General features: G+C 64.8%; 21 protein-coding genes and 1 pseudogene. 14 read left to right on the top strand and 8 right to left on the bottom strand.

Going from position 1 to position 21,135, the window contains the following annotated elements; translation table 11 throughout:
- Positions 1-52 precede the first annotated feature (52 nt).
- Together E4K09_RS16270 and E4K09_RS16265 are read left to right on the top strand one after the other, a co-directional pair.
- On the top strand, positions 53-694 hold the full coding sequence (locus E4K09_RS16270) for a glutathione S-transferase family protein (protein ID WP_134498796.1): 642 nt from the start codon (positions 53-55) through the stop codon (positions 692-694).
- Positions 691-1,149 (top strand): GNAT family N-acetyltransferase, encoded by a 459-nt coding sequence (locus E4K09_RS16265; protein ID WP_134498794.1) that lies wholly within the window; start codon positions 691-693, stop codon positions 1,147-1,149. Before E4K09_RS16270 ends, E4K09_RS16265 begins: the two co-directional genes overlap by 4 nt.
- Positions 1,150-1,181: 32 nt before the next feature.
- Here E4K09_RS16265 and E4K09_RS29165 read toward each other — a convergent pair whose 3' ends face one another.
- Positions 1,182-1,340, bottom strand: coding sequence for a hypothetical protein (locus E4K09_RS29165; protein ID WP_166802355.1), 159 nt, complete (start codon positions 1,338-1,340; stop codon positions 1,182-1,184).
- 83 nt (positions 1,341-1,423) lie between these two features.
- Positions 1,424-1,678 (bottom strand): hypothetical protein, encoded by a 255-nt coding sequence (locus E4K09_RS16260; RefSeq protein ID WP_134498791.1) that lies wholly within the window; start codon positions 1,676-1,678, stop codon positions 1,424-1,426.
- A 188-nt stretch (positions 1,679-1,866) separates the two neighbouring features.
- On the opposite strand from E4K09_RS16260, the gene E4K09_RS16255 reads away from it, so the two are divergent.
- Positions 1,867-2,574 carry a glutathione S-transferase N-terminal domain-containing protein gene (locus E4K09_RS16255; protein WP_134498789.1) on the top strand — a complete coding sequence of 236 codons (708 nt, stop codon included), beginning with the start codon at positions 1,867-1,869 and terminating at the stop codon, positions 2,572-2,574.
- Between the two features lie 266 nt (positions 2,575-2,840).
- Here E4K09_RS16255 and E4K09_RS16250 read toward each other — a convergent pair whose 3' ends face one another.
- Positions 2,841-3,839 (bottom strand): adenylate/guanylate cyclase domain-containing protein, encoded by a 999-nt coding sequence (locus tag E4K09_RS16250; protein ID WP_134498787.1) that lies wholly within the window; start codon positions 3,837-3,839, stop codon positions 2,841-2,843.
- A 614-nt stretch (positions 3,840-4,453) separates the two neighbouring features.
- Here E4K09_RS16250 and ndk point away from each other — a divergent pair.
- The 3 genes from ndk (at position 4,454) to E4K09_RS16235 (ending at position 7,569) form a co-directional block, all read left to right on the top strand.
- The gene (gene ndk, locus E4K09_RS16245) at positions 4,454-4,876 is read left to right on the top strand and encodes a nucleoside-diphosphate kinase (RefSeq protein WP_134498785.1); all 423 of its coding nucleotides are present in this window, start codon (positions 4,454-4,456) and stop codon (positions 4,874-4,876) included.
- A gap of 83 nt (positions 4,877-4,959) precedes the next feature.
- On the top strand, positions 4,960-7,113 hold the full coding sequence (locus tag E4K09_RS16240; protein WP_134498783.1) for a molybdopterin-containing oxidoreductase family protein: 2,154 nt from the start codon (positions 4,960-4,962) through the stop codon (positions 7,111-7,113).
- Between the two features lie 90 nt (positions 7,114-7,203).
- Positions 7,204-7,569 carry a hypothetical protein gene (locus E4K09_RS16235; protein WP_134498781.1) on the top strand — a complete coding sequence of 122 codons (366 nt, stop codon included), beginning with the start codon at positions 7,204-7,206 and terminating at the stop codon, positions 7,567-7,569.
- A gap of 87 nt (positions 7,570-7,656) precedes the next feature.
- On the opposite strand, the gene E4K09_RS16230 is transcribed toward E4K09_RS16235, so the two are convergent.
- The 3 genes from E4K09_RS16230 to purM all read right to left on the bottom strand — a co-directional run bounded on the left by E4K09_RS16230 (position 7,657) and on the right by purM (position 9,873).
- Entirely contained in the window at positions 7,657-8,064 is a 408-nt protein-coding gene (locus E4K09_RS16230; RefSeq protein ID WP_134498779.1) for a cupin domain-containing protein, read from the bottom strand.
- Between the two features lie 82 nt (positions 8,065-8,146).
- Positions 8,147-8,794: a phosphoribosylglycinamide formyltransferase gene (purN, locus tag E4K09_RS16225; RefSeq protein WP_134498777.1), complete on the bottom strand. Its 648-nt coding sequence runs from the start codon at positions 8,792-8,794 to the stop codon at positions 8,147-8,149.
- On the bottom strand, positions 8,794-9,873 hold the full coding sequence (gene purM, locus E4K09_RS16220) for a phosphoribosylformylglycinamidine cyclo-ligase (RefSeq protein WP_134498775.1): 1,080 nt from the start codon (positions 9,871-9,873) through the stop codon (positions 8,794-8,796). The genes purN and purM overlap by 1 nt, the downstream gene beginning before the upstream one ends.
- A gap of 215 nt (positions 9,874-10,088) precedes the next feature.
- Here purM and E4K09_RS16215 point away from each other — a divergent pair, with 215 nt between their 5' ends.
- From E4K09_RS16215 to E4K09_RS16190, 6 genes are all read left to right on the top strand, one after another.
- On the top strand, positions 10,089-10,619 hold the full coding sequence (locus E4K09_RS16215; RefSeq protein ID WP_134498773.1) for a CDP-alcohol phosphatidyltransferase family protein: 531 nt from the start codon (positions 10,089-10,091) through the stop codon (positions 10,617-10,619).
- Between the two features lie 31 nt (positions 10,620-10,650).
- Entirely contained in the window at positions 10,651-11,763 is a 1,113-nt protein-coding gene (locus E4K09_RS16210; RefSeq protein WP_134498771.1) for an AI-2E family transporter, read from the top strand.
- Positions 11,756-12,448, top strand: coding sequence for a P-loop NTPase family protein (locus E4K09_RS16205; protein ID WP_134498769.1), 693 nt, complete (start codon positions 11,756-11,758; stop codon positions 12,446-12,448). Before E4K09_RS16210 ends, E4K09_RS16205 begins: the two co-directional genes overlap by 8 nt.
- A gap of 146 nt (positions 12,449-12,594) precedes the next feature.
- Positions 12,595-14,763, top strand: a complete 2,169-nt coding sequence (locus tag E4K09_RS16200; RefSeq protein ID WP_244610539.1) for an RNA degradosome polyphosphate kinase — start codon at positions 12,595-12,597, stop codon at positions 14,761-14,763.
- 1 nt (position 14,764) lies between these two features.
- Positions 14,765-16,288: an exopolyphosphatase gene (gene ppx / locus E4K09_RS16195; RefSeq protein ID WP_134498765.1), complete on the top strand. Its 1,524-nt coding sequence runs from the start codon at positions 14,765-14,767 to the stop codon at positions 16,286-16,288.
- A 105-nt stretch (positions 16,289-16,393) separates the two neighbouring features.
- Positions 16,394-17,017, top strand: coding sequence for a 2OG-Fe(II) oxygenase (locus tag E4K09_RS16190; RefSeq protein WP_134498763.1), 624 nt, complete (start codon positions 16,394-16,396; stop codon positions 17,015-17,017).
- A gap of 165 nt (positions 17,018-17,182) precedes the next feature.
- Here E4K09_RS16190 and rnd read toward each other — a convergent pair whose 3' ends face one another.
- Positions 17,183-18,343: a ribonuclease D gene (gene rnd / locus E4K09_RS16185; protein WP_134498761.1), complete on the bottom strand. Its 1,161-nt coding sequence runs from the start codon at positions 18,341-18,343 to the stop codon at positions 17,183-17,185.
- Positions 18,344-18,387: 44 nt separating this feature from the next.
- Positions 18,388-18,774, bottom strand: coding sequence for a hypothetical protein (locus E4K09_RS16180; protein WP_134498759.1), 387 nt, complete (start codon positions 18,772-18,774; stop codon positions 18,388-18,390).
- A 102-nt stretch (positions 18,775-18,876) separates the two neighbouring features.
- Between E4K09_RS16180 and E4K09_RS16175 the strand changes: the two are divergent.
- Both E4K09_RS16175 and aspS read left to right on the top strand, forming a co-directional pair.
- A pseudogene (locus E4K09_RS16175) lies at positions 18,877-19,089 on the top strand (DUF2189 domain-containing protein); the annotation flags it as partial.
- Between the two features lie 209 nt (positions 19,090-19,298).
- Positions 19,299-21,107, top strand: coding sequence for an aspartate--tRNA ligase (gene aspS / locus E4K09_RS16170; RefSeq protein ID WP_134498869.1), 1,809 nt, complete (start codon positions 19,299-19,301; stop codon positions 21,105-21,107).
- The last annotated feature ends 28 nt before the right edge of the window (positions 21,108-21,135 follow it).

Here is a 21,135-nt window from a genome sequence, read left to right as displayed (position 1 = left end):
ATGTAATCCAATAGGGTCTGAAGCGACAAAATTCTCTCAAAGGGACGACGCCATGCCGGCACGCTTCGAACTTCACGGGATCGCCTTCTCGGGCCCAACCTACAAGGTGGGGCTGATGCTGACGCTGGCGGGAGAGCCGTTCGACTACGTGCATGTGAACATGATGCAGGGCGAGCACAAGCAGCCCGCTCACCTCTCCAAGCAGCGCTACGGTCAGGTGCCGCTGCTCGTCGACCGCAACAACGGGCGGCATCTGTGCCAATCGGCGGCGATCCTGGAGTATCTTTCGGATACGCTGGGCAGGTTCGGCGGCGCCACCCTCGACGAGCGCCTGCAGGCGCGCGAATGGCTCTACTGGGATTTCGACCGGCTCGCCTCCCACGTCTATCGCGCCCGGACGATCCGGCTCGGCATCCGCCCGGCCGCGCCGGAGGTGCTCGAATCCTGCATGGCGGGGGGCAACGCGGCCTTGAAGGTGCTTGACGAGCACCTTCAAGGCCGCGCCTGGATCGTCGGGGAGGGCGCCACCATCGCCGATATCGACATCTACGGCGTCATCGCGTTCGCCGACGAGGGCGGCTTCGATCTGGGAGCTTACGCCAACCTTCAGGCCTGGGCGAAGCGGGTGGAGGCCCTGCCGCACTTCGCCCCGCGAAAGGCCCTGCTGCCGATGGAATCTCGGGTGGCCGCATGAGCGCTCTGGATATCCGTGAGGCGAGGGCAGGGGACCTCGAGGCGATCATCCGCCTTCACGAAGAGGACGAACTCGGCACGCACGGAGACCTGTGGTCGCCGGACACGAAGCCCGCCTACGAGGCGGCTTTCGCGGCCATCGCGCGCAGCCCCGAGAACAGGCTGTTCGTGGCCCTCGACGGCGACGAGGTGGTGGGCACGTTCCAGCTCACCTTCATCCCCAATCTCACCGGACGAGGCGCGCTGCGCGTGAAGGTGGAGAGCGTGAAGGTGAAGGCCTCGCGCCGCTCCGGCGGCATCGGCGCGCAAATGATGGCCTTCGCCGAGCGGCAGGCCCGCCTCGGCGGCGCCGCGGCCATGGAGCTGACCTCCAACAAGACCCGCAAGGATGCCCACCGCTTCTACGAGCGATTGGGCTTCGTTCGTTCGCACGAGGGTTTCAAGAAGAAGCTGTGAGCTCGGGCTTTGCGCAGCGAGCCGCCGAACGATCAAGGGGAGGGCCGGTAGGCGGGGTCTTCCTCGCACCGGTGCCATAGGGCTTTGTCGTAATTGAATCGATCGAGGCAGGCGTCAAAGCGGGCAATCTCGTAGAGAAGCCAGCCGCTGATCACGATCAGGGCTACGAGAATGACGAAAATTATCTGCAACCTGCGTCTCAAGCGGATAGGCAGTCCACTGCTGAATGCCGGTTTTCGAGCTCCCTTTTCGAGAGCTCGAAAACCATGATGATCTAAGCCCTCGTGCCGCCCTTCATCCGTGTATTGCAGGCGCTCCAGAACTTCGGCCACTTCATCCCGGGTTCGAGCTTGCCGCCGGCCTTGGCCTGCTTCCACTCGGCGCTGCACTTGGTCAGGCGCTCGCGGGCGGCGAGCTGGGCCGCCGTCGGTTCCTTCTTGGGCTTCATCTGAGCGAGAGCCGGGACGGTGCCGGCGAAAGTCAGGGCCAGGGTGACGGCGAGGGTCGCGCTGGCGAAACGGTTCATCATGGAAATTCCCCCACGGGCGCTTCGAAGGGCGCCCCGAGCATCACACGATGAAACATTGAAACATGCAAGGTGTCCGGGGCAGCCATGCGCTCTATCCACCGCAAAGCGCAGGCCTTGAGGGTGTGATACCGGGCACGATACCTTACGTTAAGGTCAGATCCACAGCGTTACCATAGGAGAGGCCTGCCATGGCGGCATCCGCCCAGCAACCGATCGATCTCTATTACTGGCCGACCCCGAACGGATGGAAGATCACCATCATGCTCGAGGAATGTGGGCTGCCCTACGCGATCCACCCGGTGAATATCGGCAAGGGCGACCAGTTCAAACCCGATTTCCTAAGCATCTCGCCCAACAACAAGATGCCGGCGATCGTCGATCCCCATGGCCCCGACGGGCAGCCGATCTCCGTGTTCGAATCCGGCGCCATCCTGCAATATCTCGGCCGCAAGACCGGCCGGTTCTACCCGCAGGACGAGCGCGGGCGCGTCGAGGTCGAGCAATGGCTGTTCTGGCAGATGGGCGGTTTCGGTCCCATGCTGGGCCAGACCCACCATTTCCGCATCTATGCGCCGGAGAAGGTGCCCTACGCGATCGAACGCTACACCAACGAGACGAACCGGCTCTACGGCGTGCTCAACAAGCGCCTCGCGGACCGGGAATACGTGGCGGGCGAGTATTCCATTGCCGACATGGCCATCGCTCCCTGGGCCAAGATGTGGGAGCGCCAGGGCCAGAACATCGAGGATTTCCCGCATGCGAAGCGCTGGCTCGCCGCGGTGCTGGAGCGTCCGGCCGTCAAGCGGGCTCTCGAAGTCAATACCGACGACCGCGGCTCCTACGACATGAAGGACCCGGCGGTTCAGGCCATCCTTTTCGGCCAGAGGGCGCGGTAATCCTTTCGAACATCTCTCGTTATGCCCTCACGTGTTGCGGGCATCCACGTCTTCGATCCGCTGCGGTTCGCAAGGCGTGGATGGCCGGGATTAGCCCGGCCATGACGAGAAGAGCGCTGGAGTGACGGAAGCATCTCAGTTCAGCTTCGACCGGGTCTGCGAGCGGCAGATGAGGCCTCCAGGGCGCAGCCGGAGAGCTGCAGCAATTTCAAGACACCTTTCGGACGGCTGGCGCGATCTCTACGGCGACGCGCCGATCCGAAACCTCACCGCGCACCGTGGTTGTTCTTATGCTCGTTGGAGGCGACGACCCGGGCCAGAAGGTCGAGAAGAACCTCTCGCTCCCGCTCCGAGAGGCATCCCATCACCTCATCCCTGACCGACAGAATGACTGGATAAAGTCGGGAGAACAGGTCAAGTCCCGCCGGTGTCAGACTCAGGAGAGGTCGGCGACCGCCTGCATTGTTCGCCCGACAGATGAGCCCTTGACCCTCGAGGTGCCTCACCATTCGTTGAGCACTGCCAAGATCAACCCCGATCCGCGCGGCCAGTCGGTGCTCGTCGATCGCGGGAGCATCATGCAGTGACGCAAGCACCGAGGGCTCAATCGATGTCAGCCCCTCGGGTCTGGCGATTTTCAGGACCGAGACTGTCAGAATCCTGTGTAAGCGCCGAGTCAGGTTGAACAGATTTTTGCGGTGAACGGCTGGAATGGCCCGCGACAAGGGATTGGCAGGCGGGCGAGTCACATAAGCGTGGATGGGCGTGGTCAGGTTCTTGAAGAGTTGCGGGCCAAGGTCGTCAAAAGGTACCGACAGTGCCTTGTGGGTGTAATGGTACGCCGTTTCTGACAGGCATATGCATCCGGGTGGGGCCAGTTTCTCCATACGGGCCGCAATGTTGACCCCGTCGCCGAACAGGTCGCCGTCTTTGCTGATGATCTCGCCGACATGAACGCCGATCCGGAAAATGACCCGCCGCTCTGTCGGTATATCTTCGTTGGCCTCAGCTATGCGCTCCTGAATATCCAAGGCGCATTTGACGGCGTTGATGGAACTCGGGAACTCGGCGACAATGCTGTCGCCAGCCGTGTTTGCGGTGCGACCGTCATACCAACCAATCTGCCGATCGATGATTTCACGGTGGGAATGGAGAAGTGCGAAGGCACTGCCCTCGTCAAGACTCATCAGCCGCGCATACCCTGCCACGTCCGCGCAGAGAATGGCCGCGAGGCGACGTTGGATCACTGGCCGCGCCTTGCTCATAGGCAGCGCCCCTAACAGGCAATCTCAATGAAACCAACGCAACCGACGCTCAACCCTCGGTAAGCTATTGCACTAAAAGTCGAACTTCGTTGTCGTTAAACGGCATTTAAAACGACATGTTCCTTAAAATCCATGCTGCCGGATGTCCTGCTCAATACAACGGCAAGGCTTCCGGTCATACAAGTCTGCAGCCGGCCAAGAGAACCCCAGGAAAAACAACGATTAATATTCGAATGATACAAGCAGACTCAAGTATTCGAAACGAGCAAATACTGTCACATGAGCCTGGATCGGAATCGCGAATTTGGCATCATTGCTCGATCGGGGGCCGTAAACTCCCGAGCTTTGATGGTCCGAAAGACAGGTTGCCATCCTCGCAGTTGCGGAGCTGGGCGATAAAGCCTCCCCCAAGGATTGGGTGTTCGAGAGCATCCGGACCCGCACAACGCTGGGGTCCCGCGGATTGGCTTCTGATCGGACAGACCGGCGACACGGCCCAGCCTTCCGATCCGGTGATAACCTTCGCGATGGCGAAAAGGCGCTTGAGGGGGAGGGGGCTCGCCGCTATAAGCGCCGGACTTTCCCGATTTCTTCTCTCATAAGGGTGACCTGTCATGGCCATCGAGCGTACTTTCTCCATCATCAAGCCCGACGCGACCGAGCGTAACCTGACCGGCGCCGTCAACGCCGTCATCGAGAAGGCGGGCCTGCGCATCGTCGCCCAGAAGCGCGTTCTCATGTCCCGCCGCGAGGCGGAGACCTTCTACGCGGTCCACAAGGAGCGCCCCTTCTTCGGCGAGCTCGTGGATTTCATGATCTCCGGCCCGGTGGTCGTGCAGGTCCTGGAAGGCGAGAACGCCGTTCTCCGCTACCGCGAGATCATGGGCGCCACCAACCCTGAGAGCGCCGCCGAGGGCACCATCCGCAAGCTCTACGCCAAGTCGATCGGCGAGAACTCGGTCCACGGTTCCGACAGCGTCGAGAACGCCAAGATCGAGATCGCCCAGTTCTTCTCGGGCAACGAGATCGTCGGCTAAGCCGCCTCGCCTCAGGCAAAAAGACCAGGCCGCCCCCGGGCGGCCTTTTCTTTGGGCCCCCGCTCCGTCATCATGGGCCTGCCATGAACCAAGCTCCCCGCATCGAACGCCGCTCCTCCATCTGCCCGCACGATTGCCCCTCCGCCTGCTCCCTCGACGTCGAGGTGATCGAGGGGCGCAGCATCGGGCGCGTGCACGGGGCGAAGACCAACAGCTACACGGCAGGCGTGATCTGCGCGAAGGTGGCGCGCTACGCGGAGCGCATCCATCATCCGGAGCGGCTGCTCCATCCGCTGAGGCGCACGGGTCCGAAAGGATCCGGCCAGTTCGAGCGCATCTCCTGGGACGAGGCCCTCGACACGGTCGCCAGGGCCTTCCTGGCGGCGGAGGAGGAGTTCGGCTCCCAGGCGGTCTGGCCCTACTACTACGCGGGCACCATGGGCCTGGTCATGCGCGACGGCATCAACCGCCTGCGCCATGTGAAGAAATATTCCGGCCAGTATTCCACCATCTGCACGCCCATGGGCTGGACCGGCTATGTGGCCGGCACAGGCAAGCTCGCGGGGGCGGACCCGCGCGAGATGGCCTTGTCGGATTGCGTGGTGATCTGGGGCACGAACCCGGTTCACACCCAGGTCAACGTGATGACCCACGCCATGCGCGCCCGGAAGGAACGCGGGGCCAAGATCGTCGCCGTCGACATCTACATGAACGCCACGATGAAACAGGCCGACATGGCGCTTCTGGTGAAGCCCGGCACCGATGGGGCGCTCGCCTGCGCGGTCATGCACGTGCTCTTCCGCGACGGCCATGCGGACTGGGATTATCTGGAGCGCTATACCGACCATCCGCGCGAGCTTGAGGCGCATCTGAAGACCCGCGATCCGGCCTGGGCGTCCGCCATCACCGGGCTGTCGGTGGAGGAGATCGAGGCCTTCGCCAGGCTCGTGGGCGAGACCAAGCGCACGTTCTTCCGCCTCGGCTACGGCTTCGGACGCCAGCGCAACGGCGCGGTCAACATGCATGCGGCGGCCTGCATCCCGGCCGTGACGGGCGCGTGGCAATACGAGGGGGGCGGCGCGTTCCATTCCAACAGCGGCATCTTCCGCTGGAACAAGGCGCTCATCGAAGGGCACGAGGCCATCGATCCCTCGATCCGCCTGCTCGACCAGTCGCAGATCGGCCGGGTGCTCACCGGCGACGCCCAAGCGCTCTACAACGGCCCTCCGGTGAAGGCGCTGCTGATCCAGAATACCAACCCGGTCTCCGTCGCGCCTGAGCAGGAACTGGTGAAGCGGGGTTTCGCCCGCGAGGATCTGTTCGTCTGCGTGCACGAGCAGTTCATGACCGAGACCGCCATGATGGCCGATATCGTGCTGCCAGCCACCATGTTCATGGAGCACGACGATCTCTATTCCGGCGGCGGGCACCAGCATTTCCAGATCGGGCCGAAACTGATCGACCCGCCGGGCGAATGCCGGTCGAACCACGAGGTCGTCCGCGCGCTGGCGAAGCGCCTGGGCGCGGAGCACCGCGCGTTCCGGATGGAGCCGCGCGAGATCATCGACTGGACCCTGCGCCATTCGGGCTGGGGCGGCATCGAGGAACTGGAGGCGGCGGTTCACAAGGACGTGCAGCCGCCCTTCGAGGAGGCGCATTACCTGAAAGGCTTCGGCTATCCGGACGGCCGGTTCCGCTTCAAACCGGATTGGACGGCCGTGCCCTCCTACAATAACGGGCCGATGGGACCCCATGCCGAGATGCCCGCCTTCCCGGACCATTGGGGCGTCATCGAGGCGGCGACCGAGGAGTATCCGTTCCGCCTCGCCACGAGCCCGGCCCGCAGCTTCCTGAACTCCTCCTTCACCGAAACGCCCGGCTCCGTGGCCAAGGAGGGCAGGCCGGAGGTGATGATCCATCCGGGCGATGCCGAACGGCAGGGCATTGCCGATGGTGATTGGGTGAAGCTGAAGAACCATCGCGGCGAGGTTTTCCTGCGCGCCCGGCTCTTCGACGGCGTGCGGCGCGGGGTGCTGATCGCGGAGGGGATCTGGCCCAACAAGGCGCATCCCCTGGGCCGCGGCATCAACACCCTGACGGGCGGCGACCAGGTCGCGCCCTATGGCGGGGCGGCCTTCCACGACAACCGGGTGGCGCTCGAGAAGGTCCAGCCGGATGCCGTGCCGGAGGTGCCGCTTGCTGTCGTTCAGGAAAGGACCGAGGCAGTCGTTGGCTAAGTTTTAAGGCTGTTTTCGTGTTGCCCTTGATCGGGGCGGCGAAATCTATTCTTAAAGCTCGGACGTGATCTTGTTTCCGGGGAGCTATCCATGACAACGACCCTGCGCGGGCTGCTGACGGCTGTTGCCATCGTGGCCGGCACCACGGCAGCCTTTGCGGCCTCGTCCAGCGCGCCGACCCAGTATCAGCCCGATCCGGCCCTGAAGACCGAAAGCGTCGCCCAGCTGCGCGTCCGCGTCAGCCAGGCCTGCGCCATCACGCAAGCGAGGCTCCAGAGCGGCGTCAGCGAAGCGTCCCTGAACCGTGGCTGTGACTGCTACGCGGGCCGCACGATGCGTTCCCTGAGCGCCGACGAGTTGCTGGCCTATCGCGAGACCGGCGTGTTTAACGACAGCGCCCGCGAGAAGGCGCTCTCCGCCCTCGATTCCTGCAAGCTGCAGCGTCCTAAGATCTAGCTCGCATCCAGACGCGTGATACCAGAAAGGCCGGGCTTGAGCCCGGCCTTTCCCCATTAGGGTATGCGGGAGCCATTTGAACCGGAATTATCCCGGCAGCAGATCGATCACTCGCATGATGGCCACGGTACTGCCGGTGTTCTTGCTGCGCTCCGGCATGCCTTTGGTGCACGACCATACGTCACCCTTCCTATAAAGGCTGTCGCCGGACCCTGTATCCACGGTCAGCTCGCCCTCCAGCATATGGCAGACCATGTCGTTGGCCATACTTGACCCGCTGGTGCTCGCACCCGGTTGGTAGATGTTGTCGCGCATCGATACCGTCTTGTAGTTCGGGATCATCGTCTCGCGCTTCGTGTAATCCACGCGTCGAACACCGGGCGCGATTTCCCGGCCCTCCGGTGTGCCAGATGTTTGAGCGGCGGCAGATTGAATTGGAAGAACGGATGCTGCGGCAATACTGAACAAGGTTTGGCGACGGTCAAGCTGTTCCATTGCTTCCTCCCGTCTAAAGAGGCCACCCAGCAGCTTTGATTCGACGCCCGTTTCGAGCGGGTGTCAATTGCCTCTTAGGTGTTCAGGGCGATGGCGAGCGCAGCGCCCCGCCTGCATCCCAGTCGTTCGAGAACACAACCCTTCCATTCTCCAGCCGAGCCGTCCCGTCGCAGATCATGCGCAGGGCCTGCGGATAGAGCCGGTGCTCCTGCACGAGAATGCGCGCGGCCAGGCTCTCCTCTGTGTCGCCGGGGACGACCGGCACGGCGGCCTGCGCGATGATGGGGCCCGCATCGAGCTCCGGCACCACGAAATGCACCGTGCAGCCGTGGATGAGCACGCCTTCCTCCAGCGCGCGGCGATGGGTGTTCACGCCGCGGAACAGGGGCAGGAGGGAAGGGTGGATATTGATCATCCGGCCGGTCCAGCGCTCCACGAACCAATCGGTGAGCACCCGCATGAAACCGGCCAGGCAGATGAACTCGATGCCGTGCTCGACCAGCAGCGCGTCCATCGCCTGCTCGAAGCGCTCGCGGGTCGGATGCTGCGTGTGGTCGATGACGGCCGTCGCGATGCCGGCGGCCCTGGCGCGCTCCAGTCCGGCCGCGTCGGGACGGTTCGAGAGCACCAGGGCGATCCGGGCCGGGAAGCCGGGCCCGGAAGCCGCCTCGACCAGCGAGACCATGTTGGACCCGCGGCCTGAAATCAGAACGGCGACGCGACGGGCCATCAGAGCTTGAGGGATCCCGAGGTCTGGACGCGCTCGCCGCCCGCATGGGCCACGGTCTCGCCGATGCGCACCGGGCTCTCGCCCGTCTGGCGAAGGCGCTCCATGACCGCGTCGGCCTTGGAGGCTGCCGCCACCACGATCATGCCGATGCCGCAGTTGAAGGTGCGCAGCATTTCCGCTTCCGCAACCCCGCCCGTGCGGCTCAGCCATCCGAACACGGGCGGAGCGGCGATGGCATTGAGATCGAGCCGCACGCCGACTCCGTCGGGCAGCACCCGCGGGATGTTGTCGGGGAAGCCGCCGCCGGTGATGTGGCACAGGGCATTGATCCCGTCGCCGCCCTTCAGTGCCTGGAGAAGGGACTTCACGTAGATCCGGGTCGGCTCGAGAAGGGCCTGCGCCAGGGTCTTCCCTTGCGCGAAGGGGGCGGGAGCGTCCCAGGCGAGGCCGGAGCGTTCCACGATCCGGCGAACGAGCGAGAAGCCGTTGGAATGGACGCCGGAGGAGGGCAGGCCGATGAGCACGTCGCCCACGCTTACGTCCTTCGGCAGCAGGGTGCCGCGCTCGGCCGCGCCCACCGCGAAGCCCGCGAGGTCGTAATCGCCCCGGGCGTAGAGCCCCGGCATTTCCGCCGTCTCGCCGCCGATCAGCGCGCAGCCCGCCTGGAGGCAGCCCTCTGCGATGCCCTTCACGATGTGGACGCCGACGTCGGGCGAGAGCTTTCCGGTGGCGAAATAATCGAGGAAGAAGAGGGGCTCCGCGCCCTGCACGATGATGTCGTTCACGCACATGGCCACGAGATCGATGCCGATGGTGTCGTGGATGCCGGTGTCGATGGCGATCTTCACCTTCGTGCCGACGCCGTCGTTGGCGGCCACCAGGATCGGGTCCCTGAATCCGGCCGCCTTGAGGTCGAACAGGCCACCGAACCCGCCGATTTCCGCGTCCGCGCCAGGGCGGCGCGTGGATCGCACCAGGGGCTTGATCTGATCCACCATGGCATTGCCCGCGTCGATGTCGACGCCCGCTTGGGCATAGGTCAGGCCGTTCGTCTGCTTCTCGGGCTTCTCGGTCGTCATGGGCACACCCCGTGTTGGGGTGGGGAGTAAGGCGAGAGACGCTCCGAGGCAAGGGTTTTCCCTCAGGGGAGGGCGAGCCTGGGCCGTCATCCCCACCCCCTTTCCGGAGTCATGCCCGGAACGAGCCCGGCCATGATGGGAGGTGTCACCCGTGATTGTCCCAGGAAGCCTCGGACATTGAACTTGGGCCTTCAACCCGGCATCATCCTCTTACGATGACCATCCCGAACCTGATCACCATCGCCCGCCTCATCATGGTCCCCATCGTGATCGTCATGATCATGCAGCAGCAATGGGCGGCCGCCTTCATCCTGTTCGTCGTGGCCGGCATTTCGGACGGGGTTGACGGCTTCATCGCCCGCCATTTCGACATGAGGAGCGAGTTCGGCGCCTATATCGACCCGATTGCCGACAAGGCGCTGCTGGTGTCGATCTATGTGGCGCTCGCGGTCGTGGGAGCGATCCCGAGCTGGCTGGCCATCACGGTCGTGTCGCGGGACGTGATGATCGTGTCGGCCGTCCTCCTGTCCTGGGTCATGAGCCGCCCGGTCGAGATTAAGCCGCTGATGGTGAGCAAGCTCAACACCGTGGCCCAGATCGGCTTCGCGGCCTACGCGCTGGCCGCCAATGCCTATGGAATCGAGCTGGGTGGGCTTGAGGATATCATGATGCTGACCGTCGCAACCTTGACCGTCGCCTCCGCAGGTGCCTATCTCGGAGGCTGGCTGCGGCACATGGCTGCTTAAGGCGCCCAGGGGTTTCGGGTATGGAGTACCGATGACGATCCAACGGCAGATCGGATTCTGGATTGCGGCGCTGGTCTTCGCGGTGCTCCTGCTGTTCGTGCTGCGGGGCATCCTCCTGCCGTTCGTGGCGGGCTTCGCCCTGGCCTATCTGCTCGACCCCCTTGCCGACCGGATGCAGAAGCTCGGGATCGGACGCTTGGGGGCGAGCCTCCTGATCCTGGTGCTCTTCGTCCTCGTCTTCATCATCACGCTCATGATCCTGGTTCCGTTCGCGGTCCAGCAGGTCGGCGCGTTCGTGGAACGGATCCCCAGTTACGTCGCAAGGCTCCAGGAGCTCGCGAACGAGCAGCTCAGGCCGCTCCTCGACCGGCTCGGGGCCAACGGTTCCCTGCCGCAGATGCAGACCTCCGTGGGCAACCTGATCAGCCAGGGCGTGGCCTGGATCGCCACCTTCCTCCAGGGGCTCTGGTCCGGCGGGCAGGCGCTCATCAGCATCTTCTCCCTGCTCGTGGTGACGCCCGTGGTGGCGTTCTACATGCTGGTGGACTGGGACCGCATGGTCAGGACGGTGGATTCCTGGATGCCGGTCCGCCAGCGGGAGACGATCCGGGCCATCGCCCGCGACATCGACCGGGCCATCGCTGGCTTCGTGCGCGGGCAGGCGATGGTCTGCATCATCCTCGGCACGTTCTACGCGGTGGGGCTGACCGTGATCGGCCTGAACTTCGGGGCTCTGATCGGCATGACGGCGGGGCTCCTGAGCTTCATCCCCTATGTGGGCTCGCTCACCGGCCTCATCCTGTCCATGGGCGTGGCCATCGTGCAGTTCTGGCCCGACTGGACCATGATCCTGGCGACGCTCGGCATTTTCGTGTTCGGCCAGTTCGTGGAGGGCAACATCCTGTCCCCCAAGCTGGTGGGCGATTCCGTGGGGCTCCACCCGGTCTGGCTGATGTTCGCCCTTTTGGCCTTCGGGGCGCTCTTCGGCTTCGTGGGCCTGCTGCTCGCGGTGCCGCTGGCCGCCGCCATGGGGGTGATCGCCCGCTTCGCGTTGCAGCAATATCTGGCCAGTCCTCTCTATCGCGGCGGCGCCCCGGTGGTCATCCACCCGAAGATCGAGGACAGGGCCGATTTCGATGCGTGACGCACCCAAGCAGCTGGCCTTCGACCTGCCTCTCGATCCGCGCTTCGGGGCGGAGGACTTTCTGGTCAGCCCCTCCAACGAGCTGGCCTACGGCCTCATCGAGAGCTGGCCCGACTGGCCCGACACGATCCTGCTGCTGATCGGCCCGCGCGGCAGCGGCAAGAGCCATCTCGCCTCGATCTGGGCCACGAATGCCCATGCCTGGACCATCGATGCCCGCGATATCAGCCACGACAAGGTTCCGCACCTGATCTCGAACGGGGCGCTCGCCATCGAGGACATGGACCGCGGCGAGCGGGACGAGGCGGCCCTGTTCCACCTTCTGAACCTCGCGCGGGAGCGGAAGGCCTCCCTTCTGATCACCAGCGAGACGCCGCCCGACCGCTGGGGCCTGAACACGCCGGACCTGCTGTCGCGCCTGCGACTGGCCCCGAGCGTGTCTCTCGATGCGCCCGACGACGCCCTGCTCAAGGCGGTTCTGGTGAAGCTGTTCGTCGACAGGCAACTCGTGGTCGATACTTCCGTTGTCGATTATATTTCGCTTCGGATCGAACGGTCTCTCGCCAAGGCTTCGGAACTGGTGGCGCTTCTGGACAGGGAGGCGCTCAGCCGGGGAAGACGCGTGTCGCGCGCGATCGCCGCCGAGATCCTCGGAGCCTCGCAGGAAACGGATGAAAACGAGTGAAGCCTGACCCGACCGCCCTGTCATCGAAACGTCGTGAAAATGTCACGACCCCCAGAGCAAAACGGACGCCGAAGAGAGAAGCGGCGGAGATCGAAGTGCGCGATGCGATTGCCCTGAGGGATCTGGAGACGATCAGCGAGGCGCCCCTGCCCAAGGCGCCGCCGGATATCGAGCTCGACGGCGCGGTGCTGCGGCAGTTCCCGCAGCGCTTCATCAACCGGGAGCTGTCCTGGCTGCAGTTCAACCGCCGGGTGCTGGAGGAAGCCTCCAACCGCAATCATCCGCTGCTGGAGGAACTGCGTTTCCTCTCGATCTCGGCGGAGAACCTGGACGAGTTCTTCATGGTTCGCGTCGCGGGCCTGCGCGGGCAGGTGCGCTCCGGCGTGTCCACCATCTCGCAGGACGGGCTCACGCCGCAGGAGCAATTGACCAAGATCTCGGTGGAGGTGTCCCGCCTGGCCTCCGACCAGCAGCGCCGCTGGGGCGAGCTGCGCGAGGCCCTGCAGGGGGAGGGGATCGTCCTCATCGAGGGCACGGGGCTGACAAAGCCGGAGGCGTCCTGGCTCGAGGATTACTTCCTCAACCACATCTTCCCGGTGCTGACGCCGCTCGCCATCGACCCGGCGCATCCGTTCCCGTTCATCCCGAATCTCGGCTCGTCAATCGCGCTCAAGCTCGTGCGCCAGAGCGACGGCAAGGTGCTGAACGCGCTGATCCGCCTGCCGTCGCGAGCCGATCGCTTCATCCGTCTGCCGGATTTCTCCGAGACGAGTTCGGCTCGCTTCATCGCCCTCGAACAGATGATCGTTCTCTACACGGGCCGCCTGTTCCCCGGCTACGAAATCCAGGGGCAGGGCGCCTTCCGGGTCATCCGCGATTCCGATATCGAGGTGGAGGAAGAGGCTGAGGATCTGGTGCGCCTGTTCGAGACGGCGCTCAAGCAGCGCCGCCGCGGCAGCGTCATCCGCCTCGAGGTGGAGGCCGCGATGCCGGAGGACCTGCGCCTCTTCGTGGCCGAGGAGATGGAGGTCTCCCAGGACGAGGTCTTCGTGGTCGAGGGCATGATGGGCTTGCGCGACCTGTCGCAGCTCGTGGCCCTGGAGCGCCCGGACCTCAAGTTCAAGCCGTACAATCCGCGTTTCCCCGAACGCATCCGCGAGCATAGCGGCGATTGCTTCGCGGCGATCCGGGAGAAGGACATTATCGTCCACCACCCGTACGAATCCTTCGACGCGGTGGTGCAGTTCCTGCGCCAGGCCGCGCGCGATCCGAACGTGGTGGCGATCAAGCAGACGCTCTACCGCACCTCCTCGGATTCGCCCATCGTGGCGGCTCTCGCGGAAGCCGCGGAGGCGGGCAAGTCCGTCACGGCCCTGGTCGAGCTCAAGGCCCGCTTCGACGAGGAGGCCAACATCCGCTGGGCCCGCGACCTGGAGCGCGCCGGTGCGCAGGTGGTGTTCGGCTTCATCGAACTGAAGACGCACGCCAAGCTCTCCATGGTGGTGCGGCGCGAAGGCAGCCAGCTCATCACCTATTGCCATGTGGGCACGGGCAATTACCACCCGATCACGGCGCGCATCTACACCGACCTGTCCTTCTTCACCGCCGATCCCGCGATCGGCCGGGACGTGTCGCGCATCTTCAATTTCGTGACGGGTTACGCGGAGCCGGCGGAACTGGAGCGCATGGCGGTGTCGCCCCTGACCCTGAGAAAGCGCCTGCTCCAGCACATCGAGGAGGAGACCGCTCACGCCAAGGCGGGGCGGCCCGGCGCGATCTGGGGCAAGTGCAACTCGCTGGTGGATCCCGACATCATCGATGCTCTCTACGATGCGTCCGCTGCCGGCGTGCAGGTCGACCTCATCGTGCGCGGCATCTGCTGCCTGAGGCCGGGCATCCTGGGGCTGTCGGACAATATCCGGGTGAAATCCATCGTCGGTCGCTTCCTGGAGCACACGCGCATCTATGCCTTCGGCAACGGCCATGGGCTGCCGAACCCGAAGGCGCATGTGTACATCTCGTCCGCCGACCTGATGACGCGCAATCTCGACCGACGGGTCGAGGCTCTGCTGCCGATCATCAATACGACCGTGCATCAGCAGGTGCTGGACCAGATCATGCTTGCCAACCTCCTCGACAACGAGCAGAGCTGGGCCGTGCTCCCGGACGGCACGAGCCAGCGGATCGCGCCGGTCAAGGGCGAGGAACCGTTCAACGCCCATAAGTATTTCATGACCAATCCGAGCCTCTCCGGCCGTGGCAAATCCCTCAAGACCTCCAGTCCCCGGGCGCTCGCGAAGCGGGGACAGCGCTGACATGCAGAACACCGTCCGAGAAGCCCAGGGTAGACTCAAGATCGGACGCCCGGTCGCCATCATCGACATCGGCTCGAACTCGGTGCGCCTCGTGGCCTACGAGGGCATGGCGCGCGCCTTGACGCCCATCTACAACGAGAAAGTTCTCTGCGGTCTCGGCCGTCACGTGGCCACCACGGGCCGTCTGGACGACGAGGCAGTGGACCGCGCGCTTCGTGCGCTCGCCCGGTTCAGGGTGCTGTGCGACACGATGCAGGTGTCCGACGTCTTCGTGCTCGCAACCGCCGCCGCGCGCGACGCCACCAACGGGCCTGCCTTCCTGGAGGCGGCCGCCCGGGCCTGCGGGCGTCCGATCAGCCTGCTTTCGGGGGGTGAGGAGGCGCGTTTCTCCGCGCTCGGCATCGTGGCGGGCTTCCATCAGCCGGACGGCATCGTCGGCGACATGGGAGGCGGCAGTCTCGAACTCGTGGACGTGAAGGGCTCGGCGGTCGGCACGGGCGTCACCATGCCGCTCGGCGGCCTCGCCCTGCAGGACGTGAGCGGCGGCTCCCTGAAGAAGGCGCAGAAGATCGTGCGCGCAGCCCTCGAACGCGCGCCGGAATATCTGGAAAACCTGCATGGCCGCACCTTCTATGCGGTCGGCGGCACCTGGCGCGCGCTGGCGCGCCTGCACCAAGCGGCGACCGATTATCCGCTTCACGTGATGCACGGCTACATCCTCAATCCCGAGGACGGTCTCGACTTCCTGCATCTGGTGGAGGAGGCCGACGCCAAGACCCTGAAGGATATCGAGAGCGTTTCCGAGGCCCGACGGCCGCTGCTAGCCTATGGCGCCATCGTGCTGGAGGAGATCATCCGTCTCGGCGAGCCGAAGGAGGTGGCGATTTCGGCTTTCGGCGTGCGCGAAGGCGTTCTCTTCGACAAGCTCGACCGGGACACGCAGAGGCGCGATCCGCTGCTGGCGGCTGCCAGCGACCTCAATCTGCTGCGCTCCCGCTCGCCGCGCCATGGCGAGGAACTGTGCCAGTGGACCGAGGCCTTCATGACGAGCCTTGGGATCGCCGAGACCGAAGCCGAGACCAGGCTGCGGCGGGCCGCCTGCCTGCTGGCCGATATCGGCTGGCGCGCGCATCCCGATTACCGGGGCGAGCAGAGCCTCAACCTCATCGCCTATGGCGCCTTCGCGGGCCTCGACCATCCGGGACGGGCCTATCTCGCGCTGTCGATCTTCTTCCGGCATGAGGGGCTCTCACCCGACAAGGTGAGCGCGCGGATCAGGAGCCTGGCCGGGCCGCGTTACCTGGAGCGCGCGCGCCTGCTCGCGGCGCTCATGCGAGTCGCCTACCCGGTCTCGGTCTCCATGGAAGGCATCCTTCCGCAGGCGCCCTTAAGGGTGAGGGGCAGGCAGGTCGTCCTCCATCTGCCGTCGGATATGCAGGATCTGGCCAACGAGCGACTCGCGGGCCGCATGAAGGCGCTCGGCAAGCTCCTCGGGATGGAGCCGGTGATCGAAATTCAGGATTAGAGCGGCACCTTTGGGTTGCCTTCGCCGTTGGGTGCTGCAGCCTTTGGGGAAGGATCATTCAACCTTGCCATGAGAGCAGGTGTGGGGCGTCGCGGGAGCGGGATTATGAGCCTCATCAATCTGTCGGCTGTGCAGAATGCGCAGCATTCGCGTGATCCCTACGATCACCTTCTGGCGTCCAATTTTCTGAACCGGGACGTGATCGACCAGCTTCGGCGCGACTTTCCCGAGATCAAAAAGCCGGGTTATCTCACGGTTGACGAGGTCAAGCTTCACGGCCGGTTCAAGGAGCTGATCGAGGAACTCGAAGGGCCCGAGCTGACGCAGGCCCTGTCGGAAAAATTCGGTGTCGACCTGAGCCCGTATCCGCGCCTCACCACGATCATGAGGCGCTCGCAGCCGAAATATGGTGCGATCCACACGGACGGCCCGTCCAAGGTCATGACGATGCTCGTCTACATGAACGACGAGTGGCAGCAGGACGAGGGCGGCCGTCTGCGCGTGCTCTACGACGGCAAGAACTTCGAGCCTTTCAAACTCGAGGTGCCGCCGACCATGGGCACCATGTTCGCGTTCCTGCGCTCGGACAATTCCTGGCACGGCCACCTGCCGTTTTCCGGCGAGCGCCGCGTCGTCCAGATCGCCTGGGTGAAGAGCCAGGCGGACGTGGATCGCAAGAAGAAGCACAACAAGATGGCCCAGTTCTTCAAGGGCATCTTCGGACGGTGAGCTGTCCGGTGCGGCTCGCCGGAGCGTTCCCGTCATGGCCGGGCCTGTCCCGGCCATCCCAATGATGAGAAGCGCAACACCTCACTGAGCCGGGATCACCGGCACGAGGCCGGTGATGAGGTGAAGTGGGTCATGCCAGGCGGGTCAGCCGAACGGTAGCGGCCCCTACGGGTCGGAAAGTGCCCGCAGCCTTACCCGGCCCCGCTCCAGAACGAGGCCGAGCTGGCCGTTCTTGAGCGCCAGCGCCTTGTCGCCGAAGAGGGTCCGCCGCCAGCCATGCAGGGACGGCACGTCCGCATGGTCGCTGTCGGCGATGGCCTCGAGTTCCTCGACGGTGGCGACGATCTTGGGCGCGACGCCCTCCTGCTCGGCCACGGCCTTGAGCAGGACCTTCAGCAGGTCGACGACCGCCCCGGTATTGCCGCGGCCCCGGCTGCGCTCGGGCATGGCGATGGCGGACGGATCGCGCGCGAGGCCGCGCTCGACCGCTTCCAGGATGTCGGCGCCCGTGCGGGAGCGCTCGAACCCGTTCGGGATGGAACGCAACCTGCCCAGCGCCTCCACGCTGCGGGGCGCGGAGGTGGCGATGTCGATCAGGGCGTCGTCCTTGAGAATGCGGCCGCGGGGAACGTCGCGTCCCTGAGCCTCGCGCTCGCGCCAGGCGGCGACCTCCATGAGGACGGCGACCTCCCTGGGCTTGCGCAGGCGTCCGACGAGGCGCCGCCAGGCATTCTCAGGGTCGGCCTGGTAGGTCTCGGGGGAGGTCAGAATGGACATCTCCTCGTCAAGCCAGGCCAGACGGCCGTTCTTCTCGAGCTGGACCATGAGCGCCTCGTAGACCTTGACCAGATGGGTCACGTCCGAGAGGGCGTAGGTGAGCTGGGCATCGCTGAGGGGGCGGCGCGACCAGTCGGTGAACCGGGAGGACTTGTCGACCTTCGCCTTGGCGAGATCGTTCACCAGTTGCTCGTACGAGACGGAGTCGCCGTAGCCGCAAACCATGGCTGCGACCTGCGTGTCGAACAGGGGCTCGGGGACGATGCTCCCTAAGTTCCAGATGATCTCCAGGTCCTGCCGGGCGGAGTGGAAGACCTTCACGATCCGCTTGTCGGACATGAGCGCCATGAACGGCTCGAGGCTGATGCCGTCGGCCAGCGGGTCAATGAGAAACGCGTTCTCGGGATCCGGCCCCGCCATCTGGATCAGGCAGAGCTTCGGGTAATAGGTGGTCTCGCGCAGGAACTCCGTGTCGACGGTGACGAACGGATGCTGGCTCAGGCGGGAGCAGGCGTCGGAAAGCGCCTCGGTGGTGGTAATCAAATTCATGGAAACGTCTTTTAACGGAACCTGCTTGTGCAGGCGACCCCTCCTTAAGCGTTCCGAAGGGCTTTCCTCCGCTCTTTTGCTTGTCTTTCGGCCCTCTTCACGAGCCAGTCCAGGATGTTCCGGTCGACCACGAGGCCGGTCTCGGCGTCCTCGAGGCGCTCGATCCGGTCGACCCTGAAGCCGCGATACCCGTCATCGGACATGTCGATGCCGCCCAGCAGCATCTTGCCGGGGCCGACCTTCAGCTCGCGCGCGATCACCCAGCGCCGGGTCGGATTGCCGGCCTGGTCCACATAGTCGATCTCGAGGGCTGCCTCGAAAGGATAGACGTGCCAATTGCCCTCGATCCGCTCCTCGTTGGGGGCGTTCCGGCCGGGCTTCAGCAGGGTCGTGGCATGAGTGAGTGTCATGCAGCGGATATGGGAATTCACGCTTTGTTCCGCAAGGATTTCGAGGGCTCGGAACGCGAAAAAATCATTGAAAAACAAAGAAAAGCGCGGCGCGGCTGCCCTCCGGGACGGGTAAGGGTTCTTCCGCTGCTCCTGGACCGGGAGGTGGATCTCGTGACGGCGATGATCGCGAGCGTCCGGTCGGCGATCGGCAATCCTCGGCCCATGCTGGGCTGGGGGATCTCCGTCGCGCTCCCGCTCTTCGTCGCCGCGCTGCCGGTCTTCCTGGGACTGGCGGCGGTCCTGCCGGTGCTCGGGCATACGACATGGCACCTCTACCGGAAGCCGGTGGTGTAGGCGGGTGCGCCCGGGACTGCCCCGAGGCTTGAGGGAGGGCCGCACTCCCCTGTTCTCGAAGGACAAGCCAGGATCTGCCGGCTGGCACGCGTCGCAGGGCGGAGGCGCCCGAACGTGGCTCTCATGCGTCGTTCCTCCTTGACTTCCCCGGCCTCCCATGGATGTTGCGCGGAACACCGAACCAGCAGGCTTGTTCAATGTCCGCCTCCATGCACCGTTACCGTACCCACACCTGCGGCGCGCTCCGCGAATCCGATGTCGGCCAGGCCGCCCGCCTGTCCGGCTGGTGCCACCGCATCCGCGACCATGGCGGCGTGCTGTTCATCGATCTGCGCGACCATTACGGCATGACGCAATGCGTGATCGACCCGGATTCGGCGGCCTTCAAGCTGGCCGAGACCGCCCGGTCCGAATGGGTGATCCGGGTGGACGGCAAGGTGCGCAACCGCCCGGCCGGCACCGAGAACCCGGAGCTGCCCACCGGCACGATCGAGGTCTACATCACCGACATGGAGGTGCTGGGCCCGGCGGACGAACTGCCGATGCCGGTCTTCGGCGACCAGGACTACCCGGAGGAAACCCGCCTCAAGTACCGGTACCTGGATCTTCGCCGGGAGAAGCTGCACAGCAACATCATGAAGCGCGGCGCGATCATCGACTCTCTTCGCACCCGCATGAAGTCCGGCGGCTTCTTCGAGTTCACGACGCCGATCCTGACCGCGTCCTCGCCCGAGGGCGCGCGCGACTTCCTGGTGCCGTCGCGCATCCATCCCGGCAAGTTCTATGCGCTGCCGCAGGCTCCGCAGCAGTTCAAGCAGCTCATCATGATCTCCGGCTTCGACCGGTATTTCCAGATCGCGCCCTGCTTCCGCGACGAGGACCCGCGCGCCGACCGCCTCCCGGGCGAGTTCTACCAGCTCGACCTGGAAATGAGCTTCGTCACGCAGGAAGACGTGTTCCAGACCATGGAGCCGGTGATCCGGGACACCTTCAAGGAATTCGCCGACGGCAAGCCGGTCACGGAGGTGTTCCCGCGCATCCCGTACTTCGAGGCGATGCTGAAATACGGCACGGACAAGCCTGACCTGCGCAACCCGCTCGTCATCGCCGACGTGTCGGAGGTGTTCGAGCGCGAGGACGTGACCTTCAACGCGTTCAAGAACGTCATCAAGTCCGGCGGCGTCGTGCGCGCCATCCCGGCCACGGGCGCCGCTTCGCAGCCGCGCTCCTTCTTCGACAAGCTCAACGACTGGGCCCGCTCGGAAGGCGCGCCCGGCCTCGGCTACATCGTGTTCGAGGACGAGGGCGGTCAGATCCAGGCCAAGGGCCCCATCGCCAAGTTCATACCCGAGGCCGCGCAGGCGGTCATCCGCGAGAAAGCCGGCATCAAGGCGGGCGACGCCGTGTTCTTCTCGGCCGGCACGGAGGACAAGGCCGCTTCGCTCGCCGGCAAGGCGCGCGTGCGCATCGGCGACGAGCTGGGCCTGGGCGATAAGAACCAGTTCGCGTTCTGCTGGATCGTCGATTTCCCGCAATACGAGTGGAACGAGGACGAGAAGAAGATCGACTTCTCCCACAACCCGTTCTCCATGGCCAATATGAGCCATGAGGAGTTCATGGCCCTCGACCCGGCGGACAAGGACAAGATCCTCAAGATCACGGCCTTCCAGTACGACATGGTCTGCAACGGCTACGAGATGGCTTCGGGCTCGATCCGCAATCACCGCCCCGACCGGATGGTGAAGGCCTTCGAGATCGCCGGCTACGGCGAGAAGGAAGTGATGGAGCGCTTCGGCGGCATGTACCGCGCCTTCCAGTACGGCGCGCCGCCCCACGGCGGCATGGCGGCGGGCGTGGACCGCATCGTGATGCTGCTCTGCGGCGCCCATAACCTGCGCGAGATCACGCTCTTCCCCATGAACCAGAAGGCGGAAGACCTGCTGCTCGGCGCCCCCTCCGAGGCGACGCCCAAGCAGCTGCGCGAGCTGCATATCCGGACGAATCTGCCGGAGAAATAGGCCTCCGGAAACCTGTGATGTCCCTGTT

It is taken from the genome of Microvirga pakistanensis (assembly GCF_004458765.1).
Lineage (GTDB): Bacteria > Pseudomonadota > Alphaproteobacteria > Rhizobiales > Beijerinckiaceae > Microvirga > Microvirga pakistanensis.
The sequence above is the reverse complement of the archived record's forward strand: the minus strand, read 5'-3'. Positions and strand labels throughout refer to the sequence as shown.

What these genes read in the sequence shown, in the direction of transcription:
- E4K09_RS16210 (WP_134498771.1), top strand. Translation starts at nt 10,651, where the DNA reads ATGACGATCCAACGGCAGATCGGATTCTGGATTGCGGCGCTGGTCTTC.
- purN (WP_134498777.1), bottom strand. Translation starts at nt 8,794, where the DNA reads ATGGCCCGTCGCGTCGCCGTTCTGATTTCAGGCCGCGGGTCCAACATG.
- E4K09_RS16250 (WP_134498787.1), bottom strand. Translation starts at nt 3,839, where the DNA reads ATGAGCAAGGCGCGGCCAGTGATCCAACGTCGCCTCGCGGCCATTCTC.
- E4K09_RS16260 (WP_134498791.1), bottom strand. Translation starts at nt 1,678, where the DNA reads ATGATGAACCGTTTCGCCAGCGCGACCCTCGCCGTCACCCTGGCCCTG.
- E4K09_RS16230 (WP_134498779.1), bottom strand. Translation starts at nt 8,064, where the DNA reads ATGGAACAGCTTGACCGTCGCCAAACCTTGTTCAGTATTGCCGCAGCA.
- E4K09_RS16215 (WP_134498773.1), top strand. Translation starts at nt 10,089, where the DNA reads ATGACCATCCCGAACCTGATCACCATCGCCCGCCTCATCATGGTCCCC.
- E4K09_RS16265 (WP_134498794.1), top strand. Translation starts at nt 691, where the DNA reads ATGAGCGCTCTGGATATCCGTGAGGCGAGGGCAGGGGACCTCGAGGCG.
- E4K09_RS16270 (WP_134498796.1), top strand. Translation starts at nt 53, where the DNA reads ATGCCGGCACGCTTCGAACTTCACGGGATCGCCTTCTCGGGCCCAACC.
- ppx (WP_134498765.1), top strand. Translation starts at nt 14,765, where the DNA reads ATGCAGAACACCGTCCGAGAAGCCCAGGGTAGACTCAAGATCGGACGC.
- rnd (WP_134498761.1), bottom strand. Translation starts at nt 18,343, where the DNA reads ATGAATTTGATTACCACCACCGAGGCGCTTTCCGACGCCTGCTCCCGC.
- purM (WP_134498775.1), bottom strand. Translation starts at nt 9,873, where the DNA reads ATGACGACCGAGAAGCCCGAGAAGCAGACGAACGGCCTGACCTATGCC.
- E4K09_RS16190 (WP_134498763.1), top strand. Translation starts at nt 16,394, where the DNA reads ATGAGCCTCATCAATCTGTCGGCTGTGCAGAATGCGCAGCATTCGCGT.
- E4K09_RS16255 (WP_134498789.1), top strand. Translation starts at nt 1,867, where the DNA reads ATGGCGGCATCCGCCCAGCAACCGATCGATCTCTATTACTGGCCGACC.
- aspS (WP_134498869.1), top strand. Translation starts at nt 19,299, where the DNA reads ATGCACCGTTACCGTACCCACACCTGCGGCGCGCTCCGCGAATCCGAT.
- E4K09_RS16235 (WP_134498781.1), top strand. Translation starts at nt 7,204, where the DNA reads ATGACAACGACCCTGCGCGGGCTGCTGACGGCTGTTGCCATCGTGGCC.
- E4K09_RS16205 (WP_134498769.1), top strand. Translation starts at nt 11,756, where the DNA reads ATGCGTGACGCACCCAAGCAGCTGGCCTTCGACCTGCCTCTCGATCCG.
- ndk (WP_134498785.1), top strand. Translation starts at nt 4,454, where the DNA reads ATGGCCATCGAGCGTACTTTCTCCATCATCAAGCCCGACGCGACCGAG.
- E4K09_RS16240 (WP_134498783.1), top strand. Translation starts at nt 4,960, where the DNA reads ATGAACCAAGCTCCCCGCATCGAACGCCGCTCCTCCATCTGCCCGCAC.